Origin of the sequence: Ensifer sp. KUDG1, from assembly GCF_050434285.1 — a bacterium.
Lineage (GTDB): Bacteria > Pseudomonadota > Alphaproteobacteria > Rhizobiales > Rhizobiaceae > Ensifer.
Genome location: NZ_JBNDIG010000001.1, coordinates 486,963 through 502,258 on the forward strand (window position 1 = coordinate 486,963; position 15,296 = coordinate 502,258).

12 protein-coding genes are annotated in these 15,296 nt (G+C 63.9%); 7 read left to right on the plus strand and 5 right to left on the minus strand.

What is annotated here, in order from left to right; all coding sequences use genetic code 11:
* Positions 1-10: 10 nt before the first annotated feature.
* Complete coding sequence (locus tag M2267_RS02475) at positions 11-1,807, minus strand: acyl-CoA dehydrogenase C-terminal domain-containing protein (RefSeq protein ID WP_429112259.1); 1,797 nt, start codon at positions 1,805-1,807, stop codon at positions 11-13.
* Positions 1,808-2,287: 480 nt separating this feature from the next.
* Here M2267_RS02475 and M2267_RS02480 point away from each other — a divergent pair, with 480 nt between their 5' ends.
* The 4 genes from M2267_RS02480 (at position 2,288) to M2267_RS02495 (ending at position 8,550) form a co-directional block, all read left to right on the plus strand.
* Positions 2,288-6,133 (plus strand): peptidoglycan-binding protein, encoded by a 3,846-nt coding sequence (locus M2267_RS02480; protein WP_429112260.1) that lies wholly within the window; start codon positions 2,288-2,290, stop codon positions 6,131-6,133.
* Between the two features lie 340 nt (positions 6,134-6,473).
* The gene (locus tag M2267_RS02485; RefSeq protein ID WP_043622412.1) at positions 6,474-7,400 is read left to right on the plus strand and encodes a sulfite exporter TauE/SafE family protein; all 927 of its coding nucleotides are present in this window, start codon (positions 6,474-6,476) and stop codon (positions 7,398-7,400) included.
* Positions 7,400-8,200, plus strand: coding sequence for a TIGR02186 family protein (locus M2267_RS02490; RefSeq protein WP_205237163.1), 801 nt, complete (start codon positions 7,400-7,402; stop codon positions 8,198-8,200). The genes M2267_RS02485 and M2267_RS02490 overlap by 1 nt, the downstream gene beginning before the upstream one ends.
* Positions 8,201-8,313: 113 nt before the next feature.
* Positions 8,314-8,550 carry an Lrp/AsnC ligand binding domain-containing protein gene (locus tag M2267_RS02495; RefSeq protein WP_034797129.1) on the plus strand — a complete coding sequence of 79 codons (237 nt, stop codon included), beginning with the start codon at positions 8,314-8,316 and terminating at the stop codon, positions 8,548-8,550.
* Between the two features lie 51 nt (positions 8,551-8,601).
* On the opposite strand, the gene pdeM is transcribed toward M2267_RS02495, so the two are convergent.
* Both pdeM and M2267_RS02505 read right to left on the minus strand, forming a co-directional pair.
* Positions 8,602-9,327: a ligase-associated DNA damage response endonuclease PdeM gene (pdeM, locus tag M2267_RS02500; RefSeq protein WP_429112262.1), complete on the minus strand. Its 726-nt coding sequence runs from the start codon at positions 9,325-9,327 to the stop codon at positions 8,602-8,604.
* Between the two features lie 84 nt (positions 9,328-9,411).
* A complete protein-coding gene (locus M2267_RS02505; protein ID WP_429112263.1) occupies positions 9,412-11,958 on the minus strand; it encodes a ligase-associated DNA damage response DEXH box helicase in 2,547 nt (848 codons plus the stop codon).
* Between the two features lie 108 nt (positions 11,959-12,066).
* Here M2267_RS02505 and M2267_RS02510 point away from each other — a divergent pair, with 108 nt between their 5' ends.
* Complete coding sequence (locus M2267_RS02510; protein ID WP_429112264.1) at positions 12,067-12,570, plus strand: Rrf2 family transcriptional regulator; 504 nt, start codon at positions 12,067-12,069, stop codon at positions 12,568-12,570.
* A gap of 35 nt (positions 12,571-12,605) precedes the next feature.
* A complete protein-coding gene (locus tag M2267_RS02515) occupies positions 12,606-13,070 on the plus strand; it encodes a carboxymuconolactone decarboxylase family protein (protein WP_043622424.1) in 465 nt (154 codons plus the stop codon).
* A 100-nt stretch (positions 13,071-13,170) separates the two neighbouring features.
* Here M2267_RS02515 and M2267_RS02520 read toward each other — a convergent pair whose 3' ends face one another.
* Together M2267_RS02520 and M2267_RS02525 are read right to left on the minus strand one after the other, a co-directional pair.
* The gene (locus M2267_RS02520; RefSeq protein WP_429112265.1) at positions 13,171-13,806 is read right to left on the minus strand and encodes a YitT family protein; all 636 of its coding nucleotides are present in this window, start codon (positions 13,804-13,806) and stop codon (positions 13,171-13,173) included.
* 106 nt (positions 13,807-13,912) lie between these two features.
* Positions 13,913-14,866 (minus strand): methyltransferase, encoded by a 954-nt coding sequence (locus tag M2267_RS02525; RefSeq protein WP_429112267.1) that lies wholly within the window; start codon positions 14,864-14,866, stop codon positions 13,913-13,915.
* Between the two features lie 162 nt (positions 14,867-15,028).
* Here M2267_RS02525 and M2267_RS02530 point away from each other — a divergent pair, with 162 nt between their 5' ends.
* Positions 15,029-15,295 carry a DUF6460 domain-containing protein gene (locus M2267_RS02530; protein ID WP_034797119.1) on the plus strand — a complete coding sequence of 89 codons (267 nt, stop codon included), beginning with the start codon at positions 15,029-15,031 and terminating at the stop codon, positions 15,293-15,295.
* Position 15,296 lies beyond the last annotated feature (1 nt).

Sequence of the window (15,296 nt, forward strand, 5' to 3'; positions counted from 1 at the left end):
CGCGACGAGATTAGAAAGCGGCTGCGTCGAGCGCCATCAGCGTGTTGGCGCCGGTTTCGATGCGGGCCTTGCGCAGGGCCGTTTCCGGCAGGATCCTTTCCATGAAGAAGGTCGCGGTGATCAGCTTGTTCTTCAGATAGTCTGCACGCGCCGTTTCGCCAGAGGCAAGCTTTTCCTCGGCCGTCTTGGCGATCTTCGCCCACATGTAGCCAAGCACGACGAGGCCGAAGAGGTGCATGTAGTCGGTCGAGCCGGCGCCGGCATTGTCGGGCTTGGCCATCGCGTTCTGCATGAACCACATGGTGGCGGCCTGCAGGTCGTTGAGGCCCTTCTTCAGCGCCTTGGTATAGGCCGACAGCTTCTCGTTGCTGCGGTTCTCCTCGCAGAAATCGCCGATCTCCTTGAACAGGGCCATGACGGCGCGGCCGCCGTTGAGGCCGAGCTTACGGCCGACGAGGTCGAGCGCCTGGATGCCGTTGGCACCTTCGTAGATCATCGCGATGCGGGCATCGCGGACATACTGGCTCATGCCGTGTTCTTCGATATAGCCGTGGCCGCCGAACATCTGCTGCGCCATGACCGCATGGTCGAAGCCCTTGTCGGTCATGACGCCCTTGAGGATCGGGGTCATCAGGCCGAGGATATCGTCCGCCGCCTGGCGGTCGGCTTCATTGTCGGAACGGTGCGCGATGTCGGACTTGAGCGCGGTCCAGAGCGTGAAGGCGCGGCCGGCCTCGTTGAAGGCCTTGATCGTCATCAGCGTGCGGCGCACGTCCGGATGCACGATGATCGGGTCGGCCTTCTTGTCCGGCGCCTTGGGGCCGGAAAGCGAGCGGCCCTGGATGCGGTCGCGCGCGTAGTTGGCGGCGTTCTGGTAAGCGATTTCCGCGATCGACAGGCCCTGCAGGCCGACGCCGAGGCGGGCCTCGTTCATCATCACGAACATGGCGTTGAGGCCCTTGTTCTCCGCGCCGATGAGGTAGCCCTCGGCCTCGTCATAGTTCATGACGCAGGTGGAGTTGCCGTGGATGCCCATCTTGTGTTCGATCGCGCCGCAGGAAACGCCGTTGCGTTCGCCCGGTTCGCCGGCGCCGTCGAGCTTGAACTTCGGCACGATGAACAGCGAGATGCCCTTCACGCCCTCCGGCGCGCCCTCGATGCGGGCGAGCACCAGATGGATGATGTTGTCGGACATGTCGTGCTCGCCGGCCGAGATGAAGATCTTCTGGCCGGAGATCTTGTAGGCGCCGTTGCCGGTGGGCACCGCCTTGGTGCGCAGGAGGCCGAGGTCCGTGCCGCAATGCGGCTCGGTCAGGTTCATCGTACCGGTCCAGATGCCGGCGACCATCTTCGGCAGATAGGCCTGCTTCTGCTCGTCGGTACCGTGAACCAGGATCGCGGCGATCGCGCCCTGGGTGAGGCCCGGATACATGGTCAGCGCCATGTTGGCCGACGACATGTATTCGCCGACGGCGGTGTGCAGCGTATAGGGCAGGCCCTGGCCGCCGAATTCTTCAGGCACGGCAAGGCCGAGCCAGCCGCCTTCGCGGTAGAGGTCGAAGGCTTCCTTGAAGCCCTTCGGCACGCTGACCGAACCGTCGTCGCGACGCTTGCAGCCTTCCTGGTCGCCGGAAAGGTTGACCGGAAACAGAGCTTCTTCGGCAAGCTTGGCGGCTTCGCCGACGATCGCCTCGATCATGTCGGGCGTCGCATCGGCAAATCCGGGCAGGTTGTTGTAGCGCTCGATGCCGAGCACGTCGTTCAGGATGAAGAGGGTATCGTCGACCGGAGCCTTGTAGATGGGCATTCTTTCCTCGCCTTTGGTGCTTCGGGCCGCCGTCTGTCGTCGTCGACGCCCGGTTGCAGGATGCCGGATGCGCCGCCATCCTCATTGTTTCCAGAGCATCCTCTCCTCCCGTTTTTCCACGGGAAAGCGGATGCCGCCGGGGCGGTCTCGCATCGTTGGCCGGATGCTACAAAATTTTGACGTTTGCGTAAACGTCAAAAATTACGTGTCGCGCAGTTTGGTGGCGTGTGGGGGAGGTCGGCGGCACCGCAGCGCCTCAACTTCGTACGATCCTGCCAAATCGTTAAAAAATCATCCGCAGGTTAACCGCTTGTTTACCACGTTTCGTGAAAGGTGCGTGTTGAGATGGTCAAAGCTGCAACCTGTCCTGGCGTCGCATCGTTGTAGTTTTGCCCGCGTCGGAAGCGCCACAGGGGTGAAGAAAGCAGTTTTCTTCCGTGACGACTTTCGAGATGGCCGACGACAGGGGCGAAGAACAACATGAGTGGATTGCGATCAAATCCTCAGCGCGCAGGCAGCCAGTCCTATAGCGAGCGGCCGTCGCTCGACGCCTTGAACCGCACCATTGAAGGATTGGAGGCGCGGATCGAAGGCCTGATGAGCGGTGCGGCCCGCGACCCGGCGCCAAGGCCGCCCGAGCGCCAGCCCGCCCGCGAACCCGTCCGGGAAACGGCATCGCCCCGCGATGCCGTCGCCGAAATCATGCAACGCCAGCGCAGCCTCAGCGCCTCGCGCGAGCGCCCAGCGCTTAGCGACCGGCTGCCGCAGCGCGGGCCGGAACGGTATGCCCCCGAGCGCCCCGCTTCCGAACGCCCCATTTCCGAACGGCCGGTCCAGGACCGCTACGTCGAAGAGCCGCGCCCCCAGCTTCACAGCCAGCCGCAACGCGCCTCCGCAGCCGTCAACGATATCGCCGAAGCCCTCGTCGGTTTGCGCCAGGACCTGAAGCGTGACATCACCGACGGCCTGACGCGCGAGATGAATTCGCTGCGCTCCGAAATTCGCGGCATCAAGGCCCAGGCACAGGATCACAGCTTCGCCGAAGACGTGCGTGGCGACATGCAGCGCCTTGCCGACAGCATCCAGCATCTCGGCCGTCAGGCCTCGCCCGCCCAGGCTGACGCCTTGCGCGGCGATTTCGACGACCTGCGCGCGATGATCGACGGACTTGCGCGCGAAGACAGCATGCGCCGCATGGAAAACCGCTGGAATGGTGTCGAGGATCGGCTGATCGCGTTCGACCAGAGCCGCGACGACGAACTGGTCGCGCTCGCCTATCGGTTGGACGAAATCAAGTCGCAGATAGGCTCGCTGAAGAGCAGCTCCGCCGTCGATGTGCTCGAAGACAAGCTTATCGCCGTTGCCCAGGCGATCGAAATGCTCGGCCGGCAGATCCAGCCCGACGATCGCCGCCTCGTCTCGCAGTTTGCCGATCTCGACAGCCGGCTCGACGAAATCAGCCGCGCCATTGCCGCCAACAGCCGCACGACCCAGGGGCTTGATACCGGCTTCGTCAATCGCCTCGAAAGCCGGCTCGGCGATCTCTCCCACCAGATCGACAGCCTGTCGCGCCCGAACGATTCGGGCCTCAGCGCCCGTCTGGAAGCCCTGACCGTCCGTGTCGAGGATCTCGCCAGCGAAAAGGCCGCCGCCCGCCTGGAAGAGCGGCTGGACCAGCTGTCGCTGATGATGGAGCGCAGCAACAGGACGGCGCAGTCGGACCTCAACGATTACCTGTCGGATATCTCCCGCAAGATCGAGGCCCTCGACCAGGGCAGCGTCAACGACGCTCTCGCCGAGCGGCTGGACTATCTCGCCCGCCGCATCGACGAGCTCGACGCCCATGGCGCCCAGCCTGTCTCCGATCCGCGTTTCGACCGGCTGGAAGATCGCCTCGCCGGTATCGCCCAGCGGCTGGAGGAAACACAGGCAGCGCCGTTCGACGACCGCGCGGCGCTTCAGAACCTTGAAGCCCAGATCGCCAACCTGTCGACGCTGGTCAGCCAGCCGCGGGCGGACGTCGCCCAGAGCGTGATGCCCGTCGATTTCGAAAACCGTATGACCGCGCTCGAGGACTATTTCTCGACCAGCGACGAATACATCGTCGAAGCCGCCCGCCAGGCGGCCGAAGCGGTGATGGAAGCCTATTCCAAGAACGGCCCAACGCAGGCCTCCTCCGGTAGCGACCTGGCCGCGATCTCGGCGCTTGCCGAAGATCTGCGGACACTTGAGGACTTGAGCCGCTCCAGCGAAGAGCGGACTGCGCGCACGTTCGAGGCGCTGCACGAAACCCTCGTCCACATCGCCGACAAGCTGGAACGCATCGAAAACCGCGAGCCGGCACTGGCGGCCCAGCCTGCCATGGCGGTGGTACGCGAAGCCGCTCCGATGCCGCGCGCCGCGCAGCCGGAGTTCAACGACCCCTTCGGTGGCGGCGACCTCGATGATCGCTACGACGACCTGCAGCGCAATGTCCGCGCCCTCCAGGCGGAGGACCAGGCCGTCGCAGCCGAGGCCGCCGAACCGGTAACGGCCCTTGCCGACGATGCGCAGATCTCGACCGTCGAGCTCGAAGAAGAGCGCGAGCCGGTAGCCGCTGGCCGCACCGGCCTGCTCGCCGGCCTCACCCGTCGCTTTTCCGGCAAACGCTCGGAACAGGCACCGGAGCAGGCGCGCAAGCTCGTCGAGCCGACGCCGTCGATCGATCCCTCCGAAATGCTGGCGCCGGAAGAAGCCAACCAGCTGCTCGAGCCGGGCTCCGGCGTTCCGGACGTGAAGAAGATCCTGGAGCGCGTGCGCGCCGGGCAGATGAACAAGGCAGGCATTCAGCCGGCCGATGGCGACAAGTCGGACTTCATTGCCGCCGCTCGCCGCGCCGCCCAGCTCGCCGTCGAGGAAGCCGACACCCTCAACAAGACCGGCGACAAGGCCGCGACGTCCGGCATCGGCGGCGCTTTTGCCCGTCATCGCCGGCCGATCCTCATGGCCGTCGGCGCCGTGCTTTTGGCGATCATGTCCTACCCGATGGTCAGCTCGATGCTGAACAAGGACGAGATGCCGGTCGAACCGGTGGCGGTCATCGAGCAGACGGTCAACCCACAGGCATCCGAATTCAAGGTCGCCGACGACCAACTGGTGCAGGGCACGACCGTTGCGGCACAGGCAGCACCGGTTGCTGCGTCCGAAACGGCTGTTGCGCCACCGCTCGATTCCGTTGAAGCGCCGGCAAAGACCCCCGAGACCTCGATCGCGGTGACGGCAACGACCGTGCCGACGACCAGCTTTGCAACGCCGGCGGAAGGCAAGGCGCCGATGCTTGCGCCTGTCGCCGAGACGAAGACGCCGGTCACCGAGTTCCAGCCGGCAGCGGCTGCAGCGACGCCGGTGGCGAGCGCTTCGGTCGCAAGCGCGCCGGCCGATGGCGCCGCGATGACCCCTTCGACGACTGCCGCTGCAGCCGTGGCGACCGACGTGGTATTGCCGGAAGGTTTCGGCCCGGTCGCTCTGGTGACGGCCGCCAAGGGTGGCGATCCGCTCGCCTTCTACGAAATCGCCGTGCGCTTCACCGAGGGCCGGGGCGTTCAGGAAAACATGGCGGAAGCCGCGAAATGGTATCAGCGCGCCGCCGATGCCGGCGTCGTGCCGGCTCAGTACCGTCTTGCAACCCTTTACGAGAAGGGCACCGGCGTCACGCGCGACACGGCCAAGGCGAAGGCGCTCTATATCGCTTCCGCCGGCCAGGGCAACGCCAGCGCCATGCACAATCTCGCGGTCATGCTGGCAAGCGGTCGCGATGGAGCGCCTGACTTTAACGAGGCAACGAAGTGGTTTGCGAAGGCTGCCGAACTCGGCATCCGCGACAGCCAGTTCAACCTTGCGGTTCTCTATGCCCGCGGCAACGGCGTGCCGCAGGACCTGACGGAATCCTACAAGTGGTTCTCGGCGGCTGCCCGCGAAGGCGATCTCGATGCCGGCGCCAAGCGCGACGAGGTTGCCAAGGCGATGAAGCCGGAGCAGCTCGAAAGCGCCAAGGCCAAGGCCGAAGCCTGGAAGGCTGAGCCGGTCGACGCCAAGGCAAACAGCGTCGACGTTCCGGATGCATGGGTCGGCCCGGCCAACAAGACGGCCAGCGTCGACATGAGCAAGGCGGTCCGCAACATCCAGGCGATCCTCAACAACAACGGCTTCGACGCCGGCAAGCCGGATGGCCAGATGGGTAAGAAGACCGTCGCCGCCATCAAGGCTTTCCAGAAGTCGGTCGGCCAGGAGCCGACGGGCGAAATCACCGAGCAGCTGGTCAAGGAATTGCTGAAGCGCAATTCCTGACCCTCAGGCCCAGCGCCGTAATAAAGCCGCAGAGCCGGGCGACACGGGTTGCGGGTGGCGAAGCCATCCGCCATGTGGCTGAAAAGGTTGAAATCTCGGGCTGCTGCATAATTCCTTAATCGGAATCGGGCTAAGGAAGAACCGATGCAGCAATCAAGGTCCGATTCGTGGCCTTGGCACGTCCTGGCGGAAGCGCAACGCTGCAGGAGTGCATGACGGAGGCCGCCTCGCCCTCGGGGGAGGTGTCGGCCCTTCGAATAATCCCTCAATCGTGGTGATTTGCTTGCCACACTAACTGGTTTGCCCGCATCGCGGGCCGTTGGCATATCGAGGATCCGGCGTGACGATCTATCTGCCCATCGCAGAGTTGTCGGTGAACATACTCATCATTCTCGGTATGGGCGCTGCCGTCGGCTTTCTGTCCGGCATGTTCGGCGTCGGTGGCGGGTTCCTGATCACGCCGCTTCTGATCTTCTACAATATTCCTCCCGTCGTCGCGGTGGCGACTGGTGCCAACCAGGTGGTGGCCTCGTCGATTTCCGGCGCGATCACGCATTTCCGAAGAGGCACCATCGACATCAAGCTCGGCACGGTGCTTCTGTGCGGCGGTCTTGCCGGCGCGACCGTCGGCGTCTGGCTGTTCTCGCTGCTGCGCCGCCTCGGCCAGCTCGACCTGGTGATCTCGCTGCTTTACGTCGTGCTGCTCGGCACCGTCGGCGGGCTGATGCTCTGGGAGAGCGTCGTCGCCATGCGCAAGGCGGCCAAGAACCAGCAGACGACCTTGCGCCGCCCCGGCCAGCACAACTGGGTGCATGGCCTGCCCCTGAAGATGCGCTTCAAGAAGTCGAAGATCTATCTGAGCGTCATTCCGGTGATCGCCCTCGGTTTCTGCATCGGCATCCTGACCTCGGTCATGGGTGTCGGCGGCGGCTTCATCATGGTGCCGGCGATGATCTATCTGCTGCGCATTCCGACCAATGTCGTCGTCGGCACGTCGCTGTTCCAGATCATCTTCGTTTCCGCCTACACGGTCATCGTCCAGGCTTCGACCAACTACACCGTCGACATCGTGCTCGCTTTCGTGCTGATGATCGCCGGCGTCATCGGCGCCCAATACGGCGTGCGCGTCGGCCAGAAGCTGCGCGGCGAACAGCTGCGCGCATTGCTGGCGCTGCTTGTTCTTGCTGTCGGCATTCGTCTGGCGATCGAACTCATCATCCCGCCGAAGGACGTCTATTCGGTCGTATCCGCGGGGTTCGGTTTCTGATGCACCGTTTCGCCCGCATAGCTCTGACGCTCCTGGCTTTCGCCTTCTCCGCTCCGGCCCTGGCTGCGCTGCAGGACGAGAATGCCGATTTCACCGAGAAGTTGGAGATCGGCATCTCCACCGACGAGATCGCGATCACCTCCGATTTCCGCGGCGCCGACCTGACGATCTTCGGCGCGGTCGACGGCTTCGACCAGGGCCTGCTTGCCCAGGGCCGCTACAACATCGTCGTCAGCCTCGAGGGGCCCAAGGATAATGCGACGGTGCGCAAGAAGGAGCGTGTCTTCGGGATCTGGGTGAACACCAGCTCCATGACCTTCGAGTTGGTGCCGGAATCCTATTCGCTGTCGTCGACGCGCGATATCGAGACGATCGCGCCGCCCGGCGAGATGGGCAATATGGGCATCGGCGTCGACCACATGCGGCTGGTGCCGCTCGGCTTCGTCGGTGACGGCAGCAATCTCGGCGAGTTCCGCAACGCCTTCCGCCGTATCCGCGAGACCAGCGGCGTCTACGAGCGCGATCCCGGCGGCGTGCAGTTCATCAGTTCCAGCCTGTTCAAGGCGTCTGTACGCCTGCCGGCCAACGTGCCGAACGGCGTGCATGTGGTGCGCGCCTATCTCTTCCGCGACGGTGTCTTCGTCGCCGCCAAGGCGCTGCCGCTGCGTGTCGTCAAGACCGGCCTCGAACAGTTCATCACCCAGGCGGCACACCAGCAGCCGCTGCTCTACGGCCTGATGGCCGTGCTGCTCGCCGTCATTACCGGCTGGGGCGCCAGCCTGATCTTCCGCAAGGAATAGTGACGGGCGACCTTCGCCGACGTTTCCTTTTGCGCGCCGGAGCGCTATGGAAAGGCATGCCGCATGCGTTTCATCAGCGCATGCCGTGGCAAATAAAAAACAGAGGAAGCTCGATGAAACCGATTTTTGTCCAGTTGCAGTGCGCTCCCGGCAAGACCTACGAGGTCGCCGACGAGATCTACCGCAAGGAGATCGTTTCGGAGATGTATTCGACGAGCGGCGATTACGACCTGATCATCAAGGTCTATATCGAAGAAGGCCAGGACATCGGCAAGTTCATCAACGACAACATTGCCACGGTGCCGGGCATCTCGCGCTCGCTGACGACGCTGACCTTCAACGCGTTTTGATCGCAGGCGGCGCTCCGGCGCGGGAGAGCCGCGCCGTTTTCACCGCTCTCGTCAGGCGATGAGATTGGCAAAGCGAACTGAATAGATCCGGTCGCGCCCGAGCATATGGGCGACAAGCTTGCTGCGGTCGAAGAGGCCGGTCATGGCGCGGTGCCTGAGATCGAGCCCGCCGGTGGTGACACCGAAAGCCGGCATCAGCAGGCGCGTGCCATCGGTCGCAAAGCAGGCGCGGCGCACAGCTCTTTCCCGTCTTACCACCGTTGCTGCCGGATGCAGGTGCCCGGCGATCTCGCCGACGGCATCGCTGCGCTTCGGCTCGTGCCGGAAGGTCAGTCCCGCATGGCTAAGCTCGTCCATCGAGGCGCCCGGCAGGCCGAAGGCGCCGTCGGGGTCGTGGTTGCCGTTGATCCAGACCCATTCGCGTCCATAGGCCATGGCGGCAATCATATGCCGGAAATGATCGGGCATGGCCGCCGAGCCGACGCGGTCGTGGAAGTTGTCGCCGAGGCTGATGACGAGCTTCGGGTCGTGCCGCGCGATCGCCGCCTCGAGCACGCGCAGCGTCGCAAGCGTATCGTAGGGCGGCAAAAGCATGCCGCGCCGGGCAAAGGCGGAGCCCTTTTCCAGATGCAGGTCCGAGACGACGAGCGTGCCCGTCTCCGGCAGGTAGAGGCTACCAAGCGGATCGCACATCGCGACGACGCCGTTGACGATTGTCTGGGCGTGGAGGAGGGGAGTGGTCGTCTGAGCCGAGAGGGCGTGGGCAAGGCGATGCATAGTCACGGTCTCGCACGTTGTGCGCGGACGGGGTAAAAATCCGCCGACATCGACTGACTGCTCATTCTCAAGGTCATTTTCCTATCAACCCACATCCAGACCGCCCATCGCCTCGTGGATCAGGTCGTCTGCTGCTTCCGAAAGCAGGAAGTCCTGTGCCTCGCCCTGGACCATTTCCTTGCCGATCTCCAGCATGACGGGCACCGCCAGCGGCGAGATATGGTCGAGCCGTCGGTGGGTGATGTGGCCCTTGATTCGTTTCAGCATATCCCCGAGGCGGGCGATGTCCAAAAGCCCCGTTGCCGCGTCGTTGCGAGTCGCTTCGAGCAGCAGATGGTCCGGCTCGTGCGCGTGCAATACGTCGTAAATGAGGTCGGCCGAGACCGTCACCTGCCGGCCGGTCTTTTCCTTGCCGGGATGCCGCTGGTCGATCAGCCCGGCGATGACGGCGCAGTTGCGAAAGGTGCGTTTCAAGAGGAAGGATTCGTTGAGCCAGGCTTCGAGGTCGTCGCCGAGCATGTCCTCGTCGAAGAGATCGGCAAGCGCGCCGCGCCTGAGTTCGAAGGTGGCGCCGAGGTCGTCGAGCGCCCAGACCGCCAGCGAATAATCGGTGGCGACGAAGCCGAGCGGCTTCAGCCCGGCGCGATCGAGCCTGCGGGTCAAGAGCATGCCGAGCGTCTGGTGCGCCAACCGCCCTTCGAAGGCATAGATGACCATGTAGTGGCGGCTGCCGCGCGGAAAAGTCTCGATCAGCAGCTCGTCCTCGCGCGGCAGCATCGAGACGTCCTTCTGCAAGGACAGCCAGTCGCGCACCTGTTCCGGCAGCGCCGCACGCCGTGCCGGATCGGCAAGCATCCTTCGGACCTGTTCGGCGAGATAGGTCGAGAGCGGGAACTTGCCGCCGGCATAGCTCGGCACCTTGGGATCGAAAGTAAAAGCCTGGCTGACGAGGCACTCGTTCTCGCGGATGCCCTCGAAGCGCAGCACCTTGCCAGAGAACATGAAGGTGTCGCCCTGGGACAGCATTTCGAGGAAATACTCCTCGACCTTGCCGAGCGGCATGCCGCCGCGGCCGAGCGAGCCGCGGGCGTTGCGCTTGACCATGCGCACGTTCAGCATCGGCGATTCCACGATGGTGCCGACGTTCAACCGGTATTGCTGCGCCACCAGCGGATTGGAGACGCGATAGAGCCCGTCCTTGGTCTTGCGGATGCGGGCATAGCGCTCGTAGGTCTTCAGCGCATAACCGCCGGTCGCGACGAAATCGATCACCCGTTCGAAGGTCTCCCAGGAAAGCGTAGCATAGGGCGAGGCGGTGGTGATCTCGTCGTAGAGGTCGAGCGGATCGAAGGGTGCTGCGCAGGCCATGCCAAGCACGTGCTGGGCGAGCACGTCAAGCGCGCCCTTGCCGACCGGCGGTGTGTCCTGGGCGCCGACATAATTGGCGTCGAGGGCCGCCTGGCATTCCATCACCTCGAAGCGGTTGGCCGGCACCAGGATCGCCTTCGACGGTTCGTCCATGCGGTGGTTGGCGCGGCCGATGCGCTGGGCAAGGCGGCTCGCGCCCTTCGGCGCGCCCACATGCACGACGAGGTCGACATCGCCCCAGTCTATGCCGAGATCGAGCGTCGAGGTGGCGACCACGGCGCGCAAGCGGTTCTCGGCCATCGCTGCCTCGACCTTGCGGCGCTGGGCGACGTCGAGCGAGCCGTGATGCAGCGCGATCGGCAGATTGTCGTCGTTGTTCGTCCAGAGTTCCTGGAACAGAAGCTCCGCCTGACTGCGGGTGTTGACGAAGAGCAGGGTCGTACCGTGCTCCTTGATCGCCTCGTAGACGTCGGGGATCGCGTAGCGCGCCGAGTGACCGGCCCAGGGCACGTGTTCCTCGGTCTTCAAAATGGTGATCTGCGGCTTGGCCCCGCCCTTTACCTGGACGAGGCCTGCGTGATTGTTCGCGTCCGGCTCTTGCGGAGCCAGCCAGCGCTGCAGATCCATCGGATCGGCGACCGTCGCCGAAAGGCCGATCGTTTGCAGGCCGGGCGCCAGCCGGCGCAGCCGCGCAAGGCCAAGGGAAAGCAGATGGCCGCGCTTGGAGGTGACGAGCGAATGCAGCTCGTCGAACACGACATAGCGCAGGTCCTTGAAGAAGCGTTGCGCCTCGCCGTTGGCGAGCAGCAGCGCGAGCTGTTCCGGCGTCGTCAGCAGAATGTCGGGCGGATTGAGCTTCTGTCGCTGGCGCTTGGCCGTGGGCGTATCGCCTGTGCGGTTCTCGACGCGCACCGGAAGCCCCATTTCGCCGACCGGCTTCATCAGGTTGCGCTCGATGTCGACGGCGAGCGCCTTCAGGGGCGAGATGTAGAGCGTGTGGATGCCGACGAAGGCTGAGCCCGGCGGAATTTTGCCACGGCGGGTGAGATCGACCAGCGACGGCAGGAAGCCGGCGAGCGTCTTGCCGGCGCCGGTCGGCGCGATCAGCAGCGTGCTGTCCCCGGCCTCGGCGCGGGCGAGCAGCTCCAGCTGGTGCGCACGCGGCCGCCAGCCCTTCTCGCCGAACCAGCGCAGAAAGGGAGCGGGCAGGCTCAGGGCATCGCCCTGCGGCTCTCTGGAATCGATCCTGTTCACGGAGAACAAAGGTAGATCAAATCCGCCAAAAGAGAAGCCTGTCCGATGGGTGCAATCACGAGGATTGACTCTCGGCCTGATCGTAGATAAAAATTATCCACGATTACGGAGGCGCCCATGAAACTCGGTGACGGGGTCGAGCAGGCCATTCACAGCGTGACGATGCTGAGCTGTCTTCAGCTCGGCAGCACTCTGTCGGCGGCAGCGCTTGCCGAGTTCCATGGTGTTTCCACCAGCTATCTCTTGAAGCACCTGCAGGCGATGTCCGGTGCCGGACTGCTGGAAGCGGTGCCGGGCCCCAAGGGGGGCTACCGTCTCGCCAAGACGCCGGAGAGGATCACTTTGCTCGATATCGTGCTTGCGGTCGAAGGTTCGGAGCCGGCGTTCCGCTGCAATGAGATCCGCCTGCGAGGTCCCAATCCCTACGCCTGCAAGCCGACGGCACCCTGCACCATCAATGTCGCGATGCTGAAGGCCGAGCAGGCCTACCGCGCCGAGCTGCGCCGCGTGACCATCGCCAGCATCCTGGATGACCTCAATGCCAAGGATGACGGCAGCGTATCGGCACGAACAGAAGCCTTTCTGGCGATCAACGAACGCAAATCGTCCGCCAACGCCTGACCTCCATCAATCCTGTTCAGCCCAAGGAGAAGTCCATGCAGCCGCGTTTCAACTTCGTCAAAGCCGCTCCCGATGCCTACAAGGCTGCTGCGGCTTTCGACAGCTACATCATCAAGGAATCGGGCTTGGAGCCGCGCCTGATCCACCTGATCAAGCTGCGCGCCTCGCAGATCAACGGCTGCGCCTATTGCATCGACATGCATGTGAAGGAAGCGCGGCACACCGGCATGAGCGAGCAGTGGATCCACCTGATCTGCGCCTGGCGGGAATCGCCGATCTATGACGCGCGCGAACGCGCAGTGCTCGCCTGGACGGAATCGCTGACCAACCTTGCCCAGACCGGCGCGCCCGACGCGGATTTCGAGCCGCTGCGCGCGCACTTCAGCGAAGCCGAGATCACCAAGATCACCATGGCGATCGGCGTCATCAATGTCTGGAACCGTGTCGCCGTCGGCCTGCGTTCGCAGCATCCGGTCGATCAGCCGGTTATGGCCGCCTGATATCCAGTGAGAAAGCTCCAGCTAGCCCCGAGGTCCGCTTCGGGGCTAGCTGCTCTGCATCCTAGAGCGTCCTTGCGCGTTCCGGTGAACGCACGGCGCTCTAGAGTGCGATGTAACGATCAGCGCGGTGGTTGATGGCCACGAAAAGGTTCAAGACGACTGCGCCGAGCACCGACCAGGCGACGACCTCGGGCGAAGTCACGCCGAAGGCGAAGACGAGCACGACCATGTCGATCGCAAGCTGCACGAGGCCGGCGCGAATGCCGAAACGCTCCTGCAGGTAGATGCCGAGAATGCCGACGCCGCCGAGGCTGGCGCGGTGGCGATAGAGCGCCAAGAGGCCGTAGCCAAGCAGCAGGCCGCCGAGTAGCGCCGCCCAGGTCGGCTGGATCGTGCCGATCTGGAAGAGGCGCGACTGGATGTCGGTCAGGAACGAGGTCACGCCGATGGCGATGAAGGTCTTGACTGTGAAGGCCGGGCCGAGCCGTTTCAGCGAAAGATAGAAGAAGGGCAGGTTCAGCAGGAAGAAGGCGAGGCCGAAATTGACGCCGAAGGCATAGTGCAAAAGGAAGGCGACGCCCGCCGTGCTGCCGGTCAATAGGCCGGCGCTAGCGAGGAAATAGAGGCCGAGCGCTGCGATCAGGCTGCCGGTAAAGATGCCCTGCAGATCCTCGACGGCGGAATGCCGGGTCGGGCTGGTGTTCCAGAGACCGAAAACGCTGCTGATCTGGGCCATGGCAAATCCTCGATTGCGATGGCTTGAGCAATGCTGCAATGCACAACAACAATCAAGGAAAATATGTCAGTTATGCTGACCTATTTTTGCGACTCTGCCTTGCGTTTTATGCAGGCTTGCGCGCCAGGAACAGGATGCCGAACACCGGCGCGCCGGCATCCATGCGGATGGCGGTGCGCTCGACCGCCAGCAGTGTGAGACCATGCGCCGTGCAGAGGCCGCGGACATAGGCTTCGCCATGGGCGTAGCGCAGCGACGGCCGCAGCAGGAACTCCTCGGCATCGCCGGCATCTTCCACCGAGAAGGCGAAGTAGCCCGCTGGTGCGAGCAGCCGAGTGGTGATGTCGAAGACACTGTCGAGATTGCCGAGATACATCAGCACGTCGGCGGCGCTGACGAGGTCGGCCCGGGCGGGCGCGAAGTTGCCGAAGATGCCGGAGGCATCAGGCGAAAGAGAAAGGTCGGCGCGGGCCAGCCGATCGTAGGTGGATTTCGCCTCGGCCTTGGCGAGCATGTTGATGGAGATGTCGAAACCTTCGAGGAACTGTGCCTGATCCCGGATGCGCTCGCCAAAAAGGCCGGTGCCGCAGCCGAGATCCGTCACATGCTCGAAGATGAGGCCTCCCGTGTGGCTTTGCCCGACATGGCTTTGAATGAGCGCCGCGAGCTTCTGCGGTACGGTATAGCCGAGCTTCTCCACTAAGGCCTTGTCGAAGCGGTCGGCATAGTCGTCGAAGAGCCGCTCGACATAGAGGCTCGGCGGCTGTTCGGGCATGGCGGCAGCGCCGAGCAGCGCCAGTTTCAGGCCGGCGCCGAAGATATCCTGGGGGCTGAGCGCCAGTGTTTTCCTCAGCGCTTCGATCGCCGCCTCTTTCCGGCCAGATTTTTCTTCATAGTCCGCGAGCCGAAACCAGCCGGCTGCCCAGTTGGGTGCCTGTTCCAGCGCTTGCGCCATGAGTTCGGCCGCACTTGCGGGCTCGCCGCCCTCGGCAAGCATTTTTGCGTAGTCGGCGCGGCGGTCGGCGATCAGGTCGCCGGAGGAGAGCTGGTTGAGCGTCATCAATGTGAGATGTTGGTTGCGATCAGCGCTTCTGACGCCGGATGCCGCAAAATACAAGCGGAATCTGGCGTGATCGGAAGCCCGAGCCGTGCCCGCCGGGGCCAGCGACTTGCGACGCCGCCGATCGCGGCTTATGTGAAGACAAATAGGAGAAGTTCGCTGATGTCGGACGGAATGAACAGATTCTTGGGTGACTCGCCGCTGCGCGTGCTGGTCAAGCTCATCGTGGTGTCGATCCTCGTCGGCTTCGTGATGAGGATGTTCGGCTGGTATCCGACCGATATCTACTTCGCCGTCCGCAACTTCCTGCTCGACCTCTGGTACACCGGCTTTGCAGCACTTGGCCGGGTGGGCGACTACCTGCTGCTCGGCGCCGTAATCGTCGTGCCGGCCTTCGTCATCCTGCGCGTCCTGAACTTTCGGCGCTGAC